This window comes from Allobosea sp. P5_A5 (assembly GCF_056400625.1).
Genome location: NZ_JBFUKY010000021.1, coordinates 1 through 17,056 on the forward strand (window position 1 = coordinate 1; position 17,056 = coordinate 17,056).

Below are 17,056 nucleotides of genomic sequence, written 5' to 3' on the forward strand. Positions count from 1 at the left end.
GGTCTGCGGCATTGGGCCGTCGGCCGCCGACACAACCAGGATCGCGCCGTCCATCTGGGCGGCACCGGTGATCATGTTCTTCACATAGTCGGCGTGGCCGGGGCAGTCGACGTGGGCATAGTGCCGCGCAACCGTCTCGTACTCGACGTGAGCCGTCGAGATCGTTATGCCGCGGGCCTTCTCCTCGGGAGCCTTGTCGATCTGGTCATACGCCGTGAACGTCGCGCCCCCAGACTCTGCCAAAACCTTCGTGATCGCAGCCGTCAAGCTCGTCTTGCCATGGTCGACGTGACCAATCGTTCCAATGTTGCAATGCGGCTTCGTGCGTGCAAACTTCTCTTTGGCCATGGTAGCCTCCGTCCAATCTGTCAGTGTTCAGTCGATGGTTCCGGTCAGGCGTATTTCGCCTGGACCTCGGCGGCGACCGCCGACGGAACCTGCTCGTAATGGTCGAACTGCATCGTGTAGTTCGCGCGGCCCTGGCTGAAGGAACGCAGCTGGTTCACGTAGCCGAACATGTTCGCCAGCGGAACCATCGCGTTTACCACGACGGCGTTGCCGCGCATGTCCTGGCCCTGGATCTGACCGCGACGCGAATTCAGGTCGCCGATGACCGAACCGGTATAGTCTTCCGGGGTCACGACCTCGACCTTCATGATCGGCTCGAGCAGGACAGAACCCGCCTTCTGCAGACCCTCGCGAAGACCGGCACGCGAAGCGATTTCGAAGGCCAGCGCCGACGAGTCGACCTCGTGGAACGCGCCGTCCGTCAGCGTGACCTTGACGTCGACGACCGGGAAGCCGGCGAGCACGCCGGAACCAATGACCGAGTTCAGGCCCTTCTCGACGCCGGGGATATACTCCTTCGGCACCGTTCCGCCGACGACCTTGGACTCGAACTCGAAGCCCTTGCCGGTCTCGTTCGGCTCGACCGTGAACTTCACCCGCGCGAACTGACCGGTACCACCGGTCTGCTTCTTATGGGTGTAGTCGATGTCGACCTTCTTCGTGATCGTCTCACGATAGGCAACCTGCGGCGCGCCGATATTGGCATCGACCTTGTAGGTGCGCCTCAGGATGTCGACCTTGATGTCGAGGTGCAGTTCACCCATGCCCTTGAGGATGGTCTGGCCGCTCTCCTGATCGGTCGAGACGCGGAAGGACGGATCCTCGTTCGCGAGCTTCGACAAAGCGAGACCGAGCTTCTCCTGGTCGGCCTTGGACTTCGGCTCGATCGCGATCGTGATGACCGGCTCGGGGAATTCCATGCGCTCGAGGATCACGGCCTGAGCCGGATCGCACAGCGTATCGCCGGTGCGGACATCCTTGAGGCCGGCCAGGGCGACGATATCGCCGGCGAAAGCCTCCTTGATGTCCTCGCGGTTGTTCGCATGCATCAGCAACATGCGGCCGACACGCTCTTTCTTGTCGCGGGTCGAGTTGATGACGCCCTGCCCGGTGTCGACCTTGCCCGAATAGACGCGGCAGAAGGTGATCGTCCCGACGAAGGGATCGTCCATGATCTTGAACGCAAGCATGGAGAAGGGATCCTCATCCGTCGGATGACGAACCGTCTCCTCTTCCGTCTTGTAGTCGATACCCTTGATGTCGCCGCGATCGACCGGCGAAGGCAGGAAATCGACGACGCCGTCGAGAAGCGGCTGAACGCCCTTGTTCTTGAAGGCCGAGCCGCAAAGCACGGGGTGGAAARCGCGGCGCTGCACGGCGGTGCGGACGAGACGGCGAAGCGTATCGGCATCCGGCTCGGTGCCGTCAAGGTAAGCTTCCATCGCGGCGTCGTCCATCTCGACGGCGGCTTCGAGCAGCTTGTGACGGTATTCGACAGCCTTATCGACGAGATCGGCGGGAATTTCCGTCTCTTCGTAGGAAGCGCCCAGCGCCTCGCCGTTCCAGACGATCGCCTTCATCTTGATCAGGTCGATGACGCCGGCGAAATCGGACTCGGCACCGATCGGGATCTGCAGGCAAACAGGCTTGCCGGCGACGCGATCAATAATGTCCTGGACGCAGCGATAGAAATCGGCGCCGATCTTGTCCATCTTGTTGACGAACACGACGCGCGGAACGTCATACTTGTCGGCCTGGCGCCAGACAGTCTCGGTCTGGGGCTCGACGCCCTGGTTGCCGTCCAGCACGCAGACCGCACCATCCAGCACGCGCAGCGAACGCTCGACTTCGATGGTGAAGTCGACGTGGCCGGGGGTGTCGATGATGTTCAGGCGGTGGTCGCGCCACAGGCAGGTCGTCGCAGCAGAGGTGATCGTGATGCCACGCTCCTGCTCCTGCGCCATCCAGTCCATCGTGGCCGCGCCATCATGGACTTCGCCGATCTTATGCGACTTGCCGGTGTAATAGAGAATACGCTCGGTCGTCGTCGTCTTGCCCGCATCGATGTGGGCCATGATGCCGAAGTTGCGATAACGATCGATGGGGTGGGAACGGGCCATACTGGTCAACCTGTGTCCTGAAATCCGGGCTTCGCTTACCAGCGATAGTGCGAGAAGGCGCGGTTGGCTTCCGCCATCCGGTGCGTGTCTTCGCGCTTCTTGACGGCATTGCCACGGTTATTCGCAGCGTCCATCAATTCGGCCGAGAGACGCTCGACCATGGTCTTGTCGTTGCGGCCGCGAGCAGCCGTGATCAACCAGCGGATCGCCAGCGCCTGACGGCGCTCGGTGCGAACCTCGACCGGAACCTGATAGGTCGCGCCACCAACGCGGCGGGAGCGAACCTCGATCGCCGGAGCGACGTTCTCAAGCGCCGACTTGAAGATGCCGAGCGGCTCGCTCTTGGTCTTCGACTCGATGATATCGAACGCGCCATAAACGATGCGCTCGGCCGTCGACTTCTTGCCTTCGTACATCACGGAATTCATGAACTTCGTGACGACGATATCGCCGAACTTCGGGTCCGGGATAACTTCGCGCTTTTCGGCACTGTGGCGGCGGGACATCGTCTAGTCTCCGGTCAATTGGAACGCTGCGGACTGGCTTGGATCCAAAAATCCCGCCGGCCTGGCAGAAAATTACTTGGGACGCTTGGCGCCGTACTTCGAACGGCGCTGCTTGCGGTTCTTGACGCCCTGCGTGTCGAGCACGCCGCGAAGGATGTGATAACGAACGCCGGGAAGATCCTTCACGCGGCCGCCACGGATCATGACGACCGAGTGTTCCTGAAGGTTGTGACCCTCACCCGGAATGTAACCGATCACCTCGAAGCCATTGGTCAGGCGAACCTTCGCAACCTTACGGAGCGCGGAGTTCGGCTTCTTCGGAGTCGTTGTGTAGACGCGTGTGCACACGCCGCGCTTCTGCGGGCACGACTCGAGCGCCGGGGCGGTATTACGCGCCTTCACGGGTGAGCGTGGCTTGCGGATGAGCTGGCTGATTGTCGGCATTCTGGCCTCTCGCCCCACTGAGCGTTTGGAAATTCGCGGTCTCAATACCCAGATCGGCGGAAGCAATGACATAAACGAAACCGCGCCATCAGCTCCCTTCGAGGGGCTTCAGACGCGTCCGCCAGCAGAGGAACACGGAAGCGATCCCGCATTCATGCATCTTGCCATGTCGTCGTTCGACGCTGGAATTCCGACGGAGTTTCGGTCGCGAAACTCGCTTGCGAACGATGCGCGAGCGACAGACGTGTCCGACAACCGTCGACAGTGCCGTGCTTATGACTCACAGGGGGATTCGCGTCAACCCCAAAGCGCCGGAAGGGCCGAGGTTTTGGCGGGTTCCGGCTCCTTCCGCCCTCACCTGCCCCACCGCGCAAGAAAAAGGCCGCCCGGTCAGGGCGGCCTTTCCGATCATTGCGTGATGCCTGCTTACTCGGCAGCTGGCAACACCGCAGCGGCAGCACGGGCGGCCTTGGCCGCCGCATCCGCCTTTTGCCCGACGATGAGATCGTCGCGGCGGGTCGCAACCTGCTTGATACGGGCAAACTGCGCGCCTGTACCAGCCGGGATGAGCGAGCCGACGATGACGTTCTCCTTGAGGCCTTCGAGCATGTCCGACTTGCCGTTGACCGCCGCCTCGGTGAGGACGCGGGTGGTCTCCTGGAAGGACGCCGCCGAGATGAAGGAGCGGGTCTGCAGCGAGGCCTTGGTGATGCCCAGCAGAACCGGCACGCCCGAGGCCGGCTTCTTGCCTTCCTCGCGCAGCTTCTCGTTGACCTCTTCCAGCTCGATCCGGTCGATCTGGTCGCCGGTCAGGATATCGCTGTCTCCCGACTCGGTGATTTCGACCTTCTGGAGCATCTGCCGGACGATGACCTCGATATGCTTGTCGTTGATGGTCACGCCCTGGAGGCGATAGACCTCCTGGATCTCGTTCACCAGATAAGCCGCCAGCTCCTCGACGCCCTTGATCGCAAGGATATCGTGCGGGGCCGGGTTGCCGTCGAGGATGTAATCGCCCGTCTCCACGACGTCGCCGTCCTGGAGATGGATGTGCTTGCCCTTCGGGATCAGGTACTCGAGCCCGTCCGAGCCATCATGCGGCGTCAGCGTCACGCGACGCTTGTTCTTGTAGTCCTTGCCGAAGCCGATGACGCCGGATTTCTCGGCGATGATCGCCGCATCCTTCGGACGACGCGCCTCGAACAGTTCCGCCACCCGCGGCAGACCGCCGGTGATGTCACGGGTCTTGGCCGAGTCGGTCGAAACACGCGCAAGCACGTCGCCGGCCGTGATCATGTGCCCCGGCTCCACCGAGATGATGCCGTCGACCGGCAGGATGTAGCGGGCATCGCCACCACGGGCGAGCTTCGCGATCTTGCCGTCGGCACCCGAGATCGTCATCGCCGGCTTGAGATCGGCCGTACGGGCCGAGCCGCGCCAGTCGATAACGACGCGCTTGGAGATGCCGGTCGCCTCGTCGGTCGTCTCGGTGATCGACATGCCGTCCACGAGGTCCTCGTAGCCGACCGTGCCGTCCACTTCCGCCAGGATCGGGCGGGAATAGGGGTCCCACTCGATCAGACGCTGACCGCGCTTGACCTTGTCGCCCTCGTCGACCCGCAGCTTCGAGCCGAACTGGACGCGATGGACGGCGCGCTCGGCCCCGTCCGGCCCAACGACGACGATGGCGATGTTGCGCGCCATGGCGATGAGATCGCCGTCCGAGTTCCGCGCGACGTTACGGTTGCGCATCTTGACCGTGCCTTCGAAGTTCGACTCGACGAAGGACTGGTCGGCGATGGTGGCCGCGCCGCCGATGTGGAAGGTCCGCATGGTGAGCTGCGTGCCCGGCTCGCCGATCGACTGCGCCGCGATGACGCCGACGGCTTCGCCCATGTTGACGGGCGTACCGCGAGCGAGGTCGCGTCCGTAGCAGGTCGCGCAGACGCCGTTCTTGGTCTCGCAGGTGAGAACCGAACGGATCTTCACCTCCTGGACGCCCGCGGCGGTAATCTTCGCGATGTCGCTTTCCTCGATCACGATACCCTTGGCGACGACGACCTTACCTTCGATGTTGACGATATCCTCGGCCGTGGCGCGGCCCAAGATACGCATGCCGAGCGAAGCCACGATCTGGCCGGCATCGACGATGGCGCGCATCTTGATGCCGTTTTCCGAGCCGCAATCCACCTCGGAGATGATCGCGTCCTGCGCCACGTCGACGAGGCGGCGGGTCAGATAGCCGGAGTTGGCCGTCTTCAACGCCGTATCGGCGAGACCCTTACGGGCGCCGTGGGTCGAGTTGAAGTACTCGAGAACGTCGAGGCCTTCCTTGAAGTTCGAGATGATCGGCGACTCGATGATCTCGCCCGACGGCTTGGCCATCAGGCCGCGCATCGCCGCGAGCTGGCGCATCTGGGCTGGCGAACCACGCGCTCCGGAATGCGACATCATGTAGATCGAGTTGATCTGCTTGTCGCGGCCGGTCTCGTCCTTCTGGACGGTCGAGATGCGGGCCATCATCTCCTGAGCGAGCTTGTCGGAGCACTTCGCCCAGGCGTCGACGACCTTGTTGTATTTCTCGCCCTGCGTGATCAGGCCGTCCTGATACTGCTGCTCATAGTCCTTCGCCAGCGCGCGGGTGGTGTCGACGATCTCCCACTTGTTCTCCGGCACGACCATGTCGTCCTTGCCGAAGGAGATGCCGGCCTTGAAGGCATGCTTGAAGCCCAGCCCCATGACGCGGTCGCAGAAGATCACCGACTCCTTCTGACCGCAGCCGCGATAGACGGCGTCGATCATTCCGGAGATTTCCTTCTTGGTCATCAGGCGATTGCTGACGTCGAAGGACACGGCCGGATGGTCCGGCAGCGCGGTCGAGAGGATCACACGGCCAGGCGTCGTGTCGTAGATCTTCGTGTAGGGCTTGCCGTCCTTGCCGGTGCCCGTCCAACGATATCGGATCTTCGAATGCAGCGTCACGACCTTCTCGTGCAGCGCGTGCTCGAGCTCGCCGAAATCACCGAAGACCTTGCCCTGGCCAGGCTCGCCGTCCGAGATGATCGAGAGATAATACAGGCCGAGCACGATGTCCTGCGACGGCACGATGATCGGCTGGCCGTTCGCGGGGTGCAGGATGTTGTTGGTCGACATCATCAGCACGCGCGCTTCCAGCTGCGCTTCGAGCGACAGCGGGACGTGCACGGCCATCTGGTCGCCGTCGAAGTCCGCGTTGAAGGCGGCGCAGACCAGCGGATGAAGCTGGATCGCCTTGCCTTCGATCAGCACGGGCTCGAACGCCTGGATGCCGAGGCGGTGGAGCGTCGGTGCGCGGTTCAGCATCACTGGATGTTCGCGGATGACCTCGTCCAGGATATCCCAGACCTCGGGCTTCTCCTTCTCGACGAGCTTCTTGGCCTGCTTGACCGTGGTCGAGTAGCCCTTGGCGTCGAGGCGCGCATAGATGAACGGCTTGAACAGTTCCAGCGCCATCTTCTTCGGCAGGCCGCACTGGTGCAGCTTCATCTCGGGGCCGACGACGATGACCGAGCGTCCCGAATAATCGACGCGCTTGCCGAGCAGGTTCTGGCGGAAGCGGCCCTGCTTGCCCTTCAGCATGTCGGCGAGCGACTTCAGCGGGCGCTTGTTGGCACCCGTGATGACGCGGCCGCGGCGACCGTTGTCGAACAGCGCATCGACCGATTCCTGCAGCATCCGCTTTTCGTTGCGGATGATGATGTCGGGCGCACGCAGCTCGATGAGGCGCTTGAGGCGGTTGTTGCGGTTGATGACGCGGCGATAGAGGTCGTTCAGGTCGGAAGTCGCGAAGCGGCCGCCATCGAGCGGCACCAGCGGGCGCAGATCCGGCGGGATGACCGGAATCTGGGTCATCACCATCCATTCCGGCTTGTTGCCGGACTCCTGGAAGGCCTCGATGATCTTGAGGCGCTTCATCAGCTTCTTGGGCTTCAGCTCCGACGTCGTCGTCGCGATCTCATGCTTGAGATCGGCGTTGATCTGGTCGAGGTCGAGCGCGCGCAGCATCTCGCGGATGGCTTCCGCGCCGATCATGGCGGTGAAGGTGTCGGCGCCGTACTCCTCCTGGCAGCGGACATATTCCTCCTCCGACAGCAGCTGACGGTCCTTGAGCGGGGTCAGACCCGGCTCAATGACGACGTAGCTCTCGAAATAGAGGATGCGCTCAAGATCCTTGAGCGGCATGTCCATCAGCAGGCCGATGCGCGACGGCAGCGACTTCAGGAACCAGATATGTGCAACCGGGGCGGCCAGCTCGATATGGCCCATGCGCTCGCGCCGGACGCGGGCAAGCGTCACTTCGACGCCACACTTCTCGCAGATGACGCCCTTGAACTTCATGCGCTTGTACTTGCCGCACAGGCACTCGTAGTCCTTGATCGGTCCGAAAATGCGCGCGCAGAACAAGCCGTCGCGTTCCGGCTTGAACGTCCGATAGTTGATCGTCTCCGGCTTTTTGATCTCGCCAAACGACCAGGACAGGATCTTCTCCGGGCTCGCGATCGAAATCTTGATCGCGTCGAAGGCCTGCTGCACCGGCTGCTGGCCGAAAAGGTTCATGACCTCTTGCTTCATCGCCTGTCTCCTCACAGCCGGCGGGGGCGAAGGCCACCCTGCCCGGCGAAAAATCTTATCAATCACAGTCGGAAGTGACGGCCAGCCTTCGCATTCGCGAGAACCGACCGTCGATGACCGACTGTGTTATTCGGCCGCCTCGGGCAGTTCGCCCGGCTTCGGCTTGTTGCTGATCAGCTCGACGTTCAGTCCGAGCGAGCGCATTTCCTTGACGAGCACGTTGAAGCTCTCGGGGATGCCCGCTTCGAAGTTGTCTTCGCCGCGCACGATCGACTCGTAGACCTTGGTCCGGCCCGCGACGTCGTCCGATTTCACCGTCAGCATCTCCTGCAACGTGTAGGCGGCGCCATAGGCTTCCAGCGCCCAGACCTCCATCTCGCCGAAGCGCTGGCCGCCGAACTGCGCCTTGCCACCCAGCGGCTGCTGGGTCACGAGCGAGTACGGACCGATCGAGCGCGCGTGGATCTTGTCGTCCACCAGATGGTGCAGCTTCAGCATGTAGATGTAGCCCATCGTGACCTTGCGGTCGAAAGGCTCGCCGGTGCGGCCATCATACAGCGTCGACTGGCCCGACGAATGCAGACCCGCCTGCTCCAGGAGCCGCTCGATATCGGCCTCCTTGGCGCCGTTGAAGACCGGCGTGGCCACCGGCACGCCGCGGCGAAGGTTCTGCCCCATCTCCACGAGTTCAGCCTCGTCCATAGAGGCGATGATCTCGTTGTCCTCATAAACGGCATCGAAGGAAGCCTTCAGCGCCTTGAAGTCGTTCGACTTCTTATAGGCGTCGAGCGCGTTGCCGATCTGCTTGCCGAGTCCGGCAGCAGCCCAACCCAAATGGGTCTCAAGGATCTGACCGACATTCATGCGCGAGGGCACGCCGAGCGGGTTCAGCACGATGTCGGCATGGGTGCCGTCCTCAAGGAACGGCATGTCCTCCACCGGCACGATGCGCGAAACCACGCCCTTGTTGCCGTGGCGGCCGGCCATCTTGTCGCCCGGCTGGATCTTGCGCTTCACCGCGACGAAGACCTTGACCATCTTCATCACGCCCGGAGGCAGTTCGTCGCCGCGCTGCAGCTTCTCGACCTTGTCGAGGAAGCGCTGCTCGAGACGCTTCTTCGACTCGTCATACTGCTTCCGCATAGCCTCGATCTCGGTCATTAGCGAGTCTTCGGCGGTGGCGAACAGCCACCATTGCGAACGCGGGAATTCGCTCATCACCTCGCGGGTGATGACGGTGTCCTTCCGGAAGCCCTTGGGACCGGCGAGACCGGTCTTGCCCGTCAGGATCTCGGCCAGACGCGCGAAGGTGTTGCGGTCGAGGATCGCTTGCTCGTCGTCGCGGTCCTTGGCGAGACGCTCGATCTCCTCGCGCTCGATCGCCTGAGCGCGCTCGTCCTTGTCCACACCGTGGCGATTGAACACGCGCACCTCGACGATCGTGCCCTGCACGCCGGGCGGAACCCGAAGCGAGGTGTCGCGAACGTCGGAAGCCTTCTCGCCGAAGATGGCGCGGAGCAGCTTCTCTTCCGGCGTCATCGGGCTCTCGCCCTTCGGCGTGATCTTGCCGCAGAGGATGTCGCCGGCAGCCACTTCGGCGCCGATATAGACGATGCCGGCTTCGTCGAGGTTCTTAAGCGCTTCTTCCGAGACGTTGGGAATGTCGCGCGTGATCTCCTCAGGTCCGAGCTTGGTGTCGCGGGCCATGACCTCGAACTCCTCGATATGGATCGAGGTGAAGATGTCCTGCGAAACGATGTTCTCGGAGAGAAGGATCGAGTCCTCGAAGTTGTAGCCGTTCCACGGCATGAACGCGACGAGCACGTTGCGGCCGAGCGCAAGCTCGCCGAACTCGGTCGACGGGCCGTCCGCGACGATATCGCCCTTCTTGATCATGTCGCCGACGCGGACCAGCGGACGCTGCGTGATGCAGGTCGACTGGTTGGAGCGCTGGAACTTCTGCAAGCGGTAGATGTCGACGCCGGGCTTGGTCGGGTCCATCTCGTCCGAGGCGCGAATGACGATACGCGTCGCGTCGACCTGGTCGACGATGCCGCCACGGCGGGCTGCGATCGCAGCGCCCGAGTCACGGGCGACGACCGCTTCCATGCCGGTCCCGACGAAGGGCGCATCGGCGCGAACCAGCGGCACCGCCTGGCGCTGCATGTTCGAGCCCATCAGCGCGCGGTTGGCGTCGTCGTTCTCGAGGAACGGGATCAGCGCCGCGGCGACCGAAACGAGCTGCTTCGGCGAGACGTCCTGGAAGTCGACCTTGTCGACCGGCGTGACGATGACTTCACCAGCGCGACGGCAGACGATCAGGTCGTCAGTGAGACGGCCTTCCTTGTCGATGGCGGCATTGGCCTGGGCGACGTTGTACTTCGCCTCCTCCATCGCCGAGAGATAGAGGATCTCGTCAGTCTGCTTGCCATCGCGGATGCGGCGATAGGGGCTTTCGATGAAGCCGTACTTGTTCACCCGCGCAAAGGTGGCGAGCGAGTTGATCAGGCCGATATTCGGGCCTTCCGGCGTCTCGATCGGGCAAATGCGGCCGTAATGGGTCGGGTGCACGTCGCGCACCTCGAAGCCGGCGCGCTCGCGGGTCAGACCGCCCGGTCCAAGCGCCGAAAGACGACGCTTATGCGTCACTTCCGAGAGCGGGTTCGTCTGGTCCATGAACTGCGACAGCTGCGAGGAGCCGAAGAACTCGCGCACGGCGGCAGCCGCCGGCTTGGCGTTGATCAGGTCCTGCGGCATCACCGTGTCGATATCGACCGAGGACATGCGCTCCTTGATGGCGCGCTCCATTCGGAGCAGGCCAAGGCGATACTGGTTCTCCATCAGCTCGCCGACCGAGCGCACGCGCCGGTTGCCGAGATGGTCGATGTCGTCGATCTCGCCCTTGCCGTCGCGCAGGTCGACCAGCGCCTTGACGACCGCGAAGATGTCTTCCTTGCGCAGGATGCGCACGGTGTCCTCGGCGTCGAGGTCCAGACGCATGTTCATCTTGACGCGGCCGACGGCCGACAGGTCGTAACGCTCCGAGTCGAAGAACAGCGACTGGAACATGTTCTCGGCAGTCTCGAGCGTCGGCGGCTCGCCGGGACGCATCACGCGGTAGATGTCGAACAGCGCCTCTTCGCGGCGCGAGTTCTTGTCCACGGTCAGCGTGTTGCGGATATAGGGACCGACCGTGATGTGGTCGATGTCCAGCACCGGAATCTCGGTGTAGCCCTTGGCGATCAGATCGACGAGGTTGCCCTTCATCTCGCCGGTCTTGGCCTCGGCCGCCATGGCCAGCTCTTCGCCGGCCTCGGCATGCACTTCGCCCGTCTCGGGATCGACGATGTCCTCGGCGACATACTGGCCGATGAGATCCTCGTCCGAGGCGCGCAGGAACTTCAGGCCCTTCTCGGCCAGCTGGCGCGCAGTACGCGCGACGAGCTTCTTGCCGGCCTCGACAACGACTTCGCCGGTGTCGGCGTCGATCAGGTCGACGGTCGCCTTGAAGCCCTTCATGCGCTCCGCATCATAGGGAACGCGCCAGCCCTTGCCGTCACGGACATAGGTGATGTGGTTGTAGAAGCGGCTGAGGATCTCCTCGCCGTCCATGCCGAGCGCGAACAGCAGCGACGTGACGGGGATCTTACGCTTCCGGTCGATACGGGCGTAGACGATGTCCTTGGCGTCGAACTCGATGTCGAGCCACGAGCCACGATAAGGAATGATGCGCGCGGCGAAGAGCAGTTTGCCCGAGGAATGGGTCTTGCCCTTGTCGTGATCGAAGAACACGCCCGGCGAACGGTGCATCTGCGAGACGATGACGCGTTCGGTCCCGTTGACGATGAAGGTGCCGTTATCCGTCATGAGCGGCATATCACCCATGTAGACATCCTGCTCCTTGATGTCCTTGACCGACTTCGCCTGGGTGTCGGGATCGATATCGAACACGATCAGGCGCAGCGTCACCTTCAGCGGCGCCGAATAGGTCATGCCGCGCTGGCGGCACTCGTCGACGTCGTATTTGGGCTGCTCGAAGGTGTACTTGACGAATTCCAGCAGCGAGGCGCCGGAGAAATCGCCGATCGGGAAGACCGAACGGAAGACCGATTGCAGACCTTCGTCGCCGCGGCCGCCCTTGGGTTCGTCGACCATCAGGAACTGGTCGTAGGACGCCTTCTGAACCTCGATGAGGTTCGGCATCTGCGCCACTTCCTTGAGCTTGCCAAAGAACTTGCGGACGCGCCTGCGGCCCTGGAGCGAATTGACCATGTTGTTCCTCGCGTTCTCTGACACCGTCCGGAAACCCTGGCCACTATGGCGGCCACGCCCCGGCAGATGCCGACCTCTCCGTGCAGAACCGGGACCGACCCAAACCCTTGCAGGCCTCGATCATATCGGCTCCATGGACGGCTCACCCGGGGGTCCGGGCGGGCGGCCACGGGCCGCCGGGTGAGCCGTTCGACGCGTGAACGCGTCAACCTGACTTGATTGAAAACTTCGCGGAATGGTTGCAAAGCCTTCTTGCGACAACTCCCGCGAAAATCTGCGGAAACGACGCGACAGCCCCGGAGGCGAAGCCGCCCCCGGGACTGTCTTTTTTACTACGGTCGGACCGGCATCAGCCGGCCCTGACTCACTTGAGTTCGACCTTGGCGCCGACGGCCTCGAGCTGCTTCTTGAGCTTCTCGGCCTCGTCCTTGCCAACGGCTTCCTTGACCGGCTTCGGAGCGCCTTCGACCAGGTCCTTGGCTTCCTTGAGGCCCAGGCCGGTGATGGCGCGGACTTCCTTGATCACTTCGATCTTCTTGTCGCCGGCGGCGGCAAGAACGACGGTGAACTCGGTCTGCTCTTCCACGGCAGCGGCAGCGGGGCCAGCGGCCGGGCCGGCAACCGCAACGGCGGCAGCGGCGGAGACGCCCCACTTCTCTTCAAGCATCTTGGCGAGGTCAGCGGCCTCGAGAACGGTGAGCGACGAAAGCTCGTCGACGATTTTGGCGAGATCGGCCATGGTTTAAGTTCCTGTCTTAAGAGGTTCGAACGATAAGGGTTTGCTGGCTATCAAGCCGCATTCTTGTCGGCATAAGCCTGAACCACGCGAGCCAGCTTGCCGGCGGGCGCGTTCGTGAGCTGCGCAAGCTTCGTAGCCGGGGCCTGAATAAGGCCGATGAGCTTGGCACGCAGTTCGTCGAGCGAGGGCATCGTGGCCAGAGCCTTGACGCCGTCGGGGTTCAGGGCGGTCTTGCCCATCGCGCCGCCGAGGATGACGAGCTTGTCGTTCTCCTTGGCGAAAGCGGTGGCGACCTTCGGCGCCGCGACCGGATCGTTGGAATAAGCGATCAGGGTGGGACCCGTCAGCAGGGCGCTGATGGACGCGACGTCGGTGCCTTCAAGAGCGATCTTGGCCAAGCGGTTCTTTGCGACCTTAACAGTGGCGCCATTCGCCTTCATCTCGCGACGAAGCTTCTGGAACTGGGCCACGGTCAAACCCGCATAGTGGGCCACCACGACGACCGACGTGTTCGCAAACACACCGTTCAGCGAAGCGACGGCATCTTGTTTTGCCGCTTTATCCACTGGGCTCTCTCCGGTTGACGGCAAGCGAAAAGCTCGCCGCCGGTTGCAAATGCCGCTTCCAGAACCCCGGTTGACACCGGCGCGCTGCGAAGCGACGCTTGGTGCCCTGTCCCCGCTCTCCGGCCTCAACAGAGACCGGGATCGGGCGAGATGGTTCGAACCGTCTTCATCCGGACCTTGCGATCCGGGACTAAGCTCTTGCACCGTCTATGCAGGCCTCTTGGCGAAATTATGCCCGCAGCCGAAGCTCCGGAGCACCTGCAGTCTCAGACAGGACTGGATGATTCTGGACCTGAAGATTGCTCTTCAAGTCCCCAAACACCCATTCTTCGGCGGAAAACCGCCGAAAAACGCGAAATGGACCCCTGCGCACAATCGGCGCCGGAGCCCCATCACTTATGGAAACAGGCCTGCGTCATAGCGCCTTCGCCTGCTCCTGCCAAGTGGGCTCTCGATCTTGCGAATTCAAGAACCAGCGCAGAGCGGCCTGACGGCCGCTCTGCCAGCGAAATCACGCGCCGGTGACGGTGTTGGGCTCGATCTTGACGCCCGGGCCCATCGTCGAGGACAGAGCGACGCGCTGGATATAGGTGCCCTTGGCACCCGCCGGCTTGGCCTTGGAGACCGAGTCGACGAAAGCCTTGATGTTCTCGGCGAGCTTGTCGGCCGTGAACGAGGCCTTGCCAACGGCGGCATGCACGATACCGGCCTTCTCGACGCGGAACTCGACCGAGCCACCCTTCGAGGCGGCCACGGCGCTGGTCACGTCCATGGTGACGGTGCCGACGCGCGGGTTCGGCATCAGGCCGCGCGGGCCGAGCACCTTACCGAGACGACCGACGAGACCCATCATGTCGGGGGTCGCGATGCAGCGATCGAAGTTGATCTCGCCCTTCTGGACGGACTCGACCAGCTCTTCCGCGCCGACGATGTCGGCTCCGGCCTTCTTGGCCTCCTCGGCCTTGGCGCCGCGCGCGAAAACGGCGACGCGCAGAGTGCGGCCCGAGCCGTTCGGCAGGTTGCAGACGCCGCGGACCATCTGGTCGGCGTGACGCGGATCGACGCCGAGATTCATCGCGATCTCGATGGTCTCGTCGAACTTCGCGTTGGCGCGCTCCTTGATGAAGTTCACGGCCTGATCGAGCGAATAGAGCTTGGTGCGGTCAATGCCTTCACGGCCGTTGACGACGCGCTTTCCCACATGTGCCATTGTCAGCTCCCCCTCAGCCCACGACTTCCAGGCCCATCGACCGGGCGGAGCCCTTGATCATGGACGCTGCGGATTCGACGGTGTGACAGTTGAGATCGGCCATCTTCTTCTCGGCGATCTCGTTGATCTGGGCGACGGTGACCTTGCCGACATTGCCGCCACGACCCGGGGTCTTCGAGCCGGAAGCAAGGCCGGCGGCCTTCTTCAGCCAGTAGGAAACCGGCGGCTGCTTCATCTCGAAGGTGAAGGAGCGATCCTGATACGCGGTGATGATCACCGGGATCGGCATGCCCTTTTCCATCTGCTGGGTCTTCGCGTTGAAGGCCTTGCAGAATTCCATGATGTTGAGGCCGCGCTGACCGAGCGCGGGACCGATCGGCGGCGACGGATTGGCGGCGCCCGCCGGAACCTGAAGCTTCACGTAACCCGTGATCTTCTTTGCCATGATGGCTGCTCCTGCCGTCCGCTTCGATGCCTACTCGAAACGACGACGCCCACGGCCACCGATGCTCTTCATCGGGACCGGGGTGGTTGCAGTGCGTGGTGCGGCGCCTGTGATCCGGCTGGCGACCGGCACGCCTCCCACGCGGTTGAGGTGCGCCCTATGACATAGGGCAGCACCGAAGGGAAGCCCGAAAGGCCTTCCCGATCAGCTCAGAGCTTTTCCACCTGGCTGTATTCGAGCTCGACCGGCGTGGCGCGGCCGAAGATCGAGACCGCGACCTTGAGGCGCGCACGGCCGTGGTCGACATCCTCGACGACGCCGTTGAACGAGGCGAACGGCCCGTCCGCGACCTTCACCTGCTCGCCGACCTCGAACACGATCGTCGGCTTCGGGCGCTCGACGCCCTCGGCGACCTGACCCTTGATCCGCATCGCCTCGCTCTCGGGGATCGGCATGGGCTTGGCCTTATCGGCACCCAGGAAGCCGGTGACCTTCGGCGTGTTCTTGATGAGGTGGTAGACCTCGTCGGTCATTTCGCACTTCACCAGTACATAGCCCGGGAAGAACTTGCGTTCGGCCTCGACCTTGCGGCCGCGACGGACCTCGACTACCTTCTCGGTCGGCACCAGCACCTCGTCGAATTTTTCAGCGAGGTTGCGCAGCGCGGCCTGGTCGCGGATCGACTGGGCGACCTTGTTCTCGAAGTTCGAATAAGCGTGGACGATGTACCAGCGGGTGCTCACGTTCGTCATTCCGTTCAACGGGCGCCGAGGATGATGCCGAGCACCCAGCGGATGACGGTGTCGGTGAAGAGGAAGAACAGGCTGGAGAGAACGACCATCGCCAGCACCAGGCCGGTGGTGATCAGCGTCTCGCGGCGCGACGGCCAGGTGACCTTGCCGGCCTCCGTGCGCACGTCCTGCAGAAACTGAAACGGATTGGATTTAGCCATGGACCACCCTGGATTCCGAATTGGTCCGCAGCTCCTGCCACGACGCCGAATCGGCCGTCCTGAAACATTCGCGGCGCGGGGCTCAGGGAGCCGCGCGCCGTTTCGACCCCGTCTTTACAACGGCGGGACGCATTCGCCAAGCGGCTTCTTTCATGGGCTTTCCGCATTTTGAGGAGGCGGCGGAAACCGTCTTCGGCGCGAACCTTGGATCAGTCGGATAGCTCATCCAGGCCGTTCTCGGCCAAGGTCGCCGTGCCGCATCGCGTTGCGGGAACCAGTAGGGAAAGCCCTGCCGGATCGGTCTGAGCTAAGCCCAGGCACCATTTTGACAGCGGATTTGCAGCCAAGCTTTTTGCGCACCGGACGCAAAGACTATCGGTATGGTGTGCCTGGAAAGACTGGCAGGGGCGGTAGGGCTCGAACCTACGACAACCGGTTTTGGAGACCGGTACTCTACCAACTGAGCTACACCCCTGTAGCGGCCCGTGATGTGCCCCAACTGCGGGCGCATTTCAAGTCGAAAACGACGATCACTGGCCAAAGAAAAAGGGGCGGTGTCGCCACCGCCCCTTTCCAAATCGATATGAACGTCGATTACGCGATGATGCTTGCGACGACGCCGGCGCCGACGGTGCGGCCGCCTTCGCGGATGGCGAAGCGCAGCTTCTCTTCCATCGCGATCGGGGCGATCAGCGTCACCTCCATCGAGATGTTGTCGCCCGGCATCACCATCTCCGTGCCTTCCGGCAGCGAGACAACGCCGGTCACGTCCGTCGTGCGGAAGTAGAACTGCGGGCGGTAGTTGGTGAAGAACGGCGTATGGCGACCGCCCTCCTCCTTCGT

At 62.9% G+C, this 17,056-nt stretch carries 13 protein-coding genes and 1 tRNA gene; all 14 read right to left on the reverse strand.

Translation table 11 applies throughout. The features are described 5' to 3' along the window. Window positions 1-348: GTP-binding protein (locus AC1DR6_RS22715; RefSeq protein ID WP_476831543.1), on the reverse strand; the 348-nt coding region annotated here is incomplete at its 3' end. Window positions 349-392: 44 nt separating this feature from the next. Further along, a complete protein-coding gene (gene fusA, locus AC1DR6_RS22720; protein WP_476831544.1) occupies window positions 393-2,468 on the reverse strand; it encodes an elongation factor G in 2,076 nt (691 codons plus the stop codon). A 35-nt stretch (window positions 2,469-2,503) separates the two neighbouring features. Then, entirely contained in the window at window positions 2,504-2,974 is a 471-nt protein-coding gene (gene rpsG, locus AC1DR6_RS22725; protein WP_476831545.1) for a 30S ribosomal protein S7, read from the reverse strand. 72 nt (window positions 2,975-3,046) lie between these two features. Beyond that, window positions 3,047-3,418, reverse strand: a complete 372-nt coding sequence (rpsL, locus tag AC1DR6_RS22730; protein ID WP_038358286.1) for a 30S ribosomal protein S12 — start codon at window positions 3,416-3,418, stop codon at window positions 3,047-3,049. A 426-nt stretch (window positions 3,419-3,844) separates the two neighbouring features. Continuing rightward, window positions 3,845-8,029: a DNA-directed RNA polymerase subunit beta' gene (rpoC, locus tag AC1DR6_RS22735; RefSeq protein ID WP_476831546.1), complete on the reverse strand. Its 4,185-nt coding sequence runs from the start codon at window positions 8,027-8,029 to the stop codon at window positions 3,845-3,847. Between the two features lie 126 nt (window positions 8,030-8,155). Continuing rightward, window positions 8,156-12,301: a DNA-directed RNA polymerase subunit beta gene (gene rpoB / locus AC1DR6_RS22740; protein WP_476831547.1), complete on the reverse strand. Its 4,146-nt coding sequence runs from the start codon at window positions 12,299-12,301 to the stop codon at window positions 8,156-8,158. Between the two features lie 364 nt (window positions 12,302-12,665). Continuing rightward, on the reverse strand, window positions 12,666-13,040 hold the full coding sequence (gene rplL / locus AC1DR6_RS22745; protein WP_476831548.1) for a 50S ribosomal protein L7/L12: 375 nt from the start codon (window positions 13,038-13,040) through the stop codon (window positions 12,666-12,668). 50 nt (window positions 13,041-13,090) lie between these two features. After that, window positions 13,091-13,606 carry a 50S ribosomal protein L10 gene (gene rplJ, locus AC1DR6_RS22750; RefSeq protein ID WP_476831549.1) on the reverse strand — a complete coding sequence of 172 codons (516 nt, stop codon included), beginning with the start codon at window positions 13,604-13,606 and terminating at the stop codon, window positions 13,091-13,093. Window positions 13,607-14,117: 511 nt separating this feature from the next. Continuing rightward, window positions 14,118-14,816 carry a 50S ribosomal protein L1 gene (gene rplA / locus AC1DR6_RS22755; protein ID WP_476831550.1) on the reverse strand — a complete coding sequence of 233 codons (699 nt, stop codon included), beginning with the start codon at window positions 14,814-14,816 and terminating at the stop codon, window positions 14,118-14,120. A gap of 13 nt (window positions 14,817-14,829) precedes the next feature. Continuing rightward, entirely contained in the window at window positions 14,830-15,261 is a 432-nt protein-coding gene (rplK, locus tag AC1DR6_RS22760; protein WP_476831551.1) for a 50S ribosomal protein L11, read from the reverse strand. Window positions 15,262-15,470: 209 nt separating this feature from the next. Next, window positions 15,471-16,004, reverse strand: a complete 534-nt coding sequence (nusG, locus tag AC1DR6_RS22765) for a transcription termination/antitermination protein NusG (protein ID WP_476831552.1) — start codon at window positions 16,002-16,004, stop codon at window positions 15,471-15,473. A gap of 14 nt (window positions 16,005-16,018) precedes the next feature. Further along, window positions 16,019-16,213 carry a preprotein translocase subunit SecE gene (secE, locus tag AC1DR6_RS22770; protein ID WP_476831553.1) on the reverse strand — a complete coding sequence of 65 codons (195 nt, stop codon included), beginning with the start codon at window positions 16,211-16,213 and terminating at the stop codon, window positions 16,019-16,021. Between the two features lie 399 nt (window positions 16,214-16,612). Further along, window positions 16,613-16,688: transfer RNA gene (locus AC1DR6_RS22775), tRNA-Trp, on the reverse strand. 119 nt (window positions 16,689-16,807) lie between these two features. Then, window positions 16,808-17,056, reverse strand: a 249-nt coding sequence (locus AC1DR6_RS22780; protein WP_476831143.1) for an EF-Tu C-terminal domain-related protein, incomplete at its 5' end; no start/stop codon positions are given.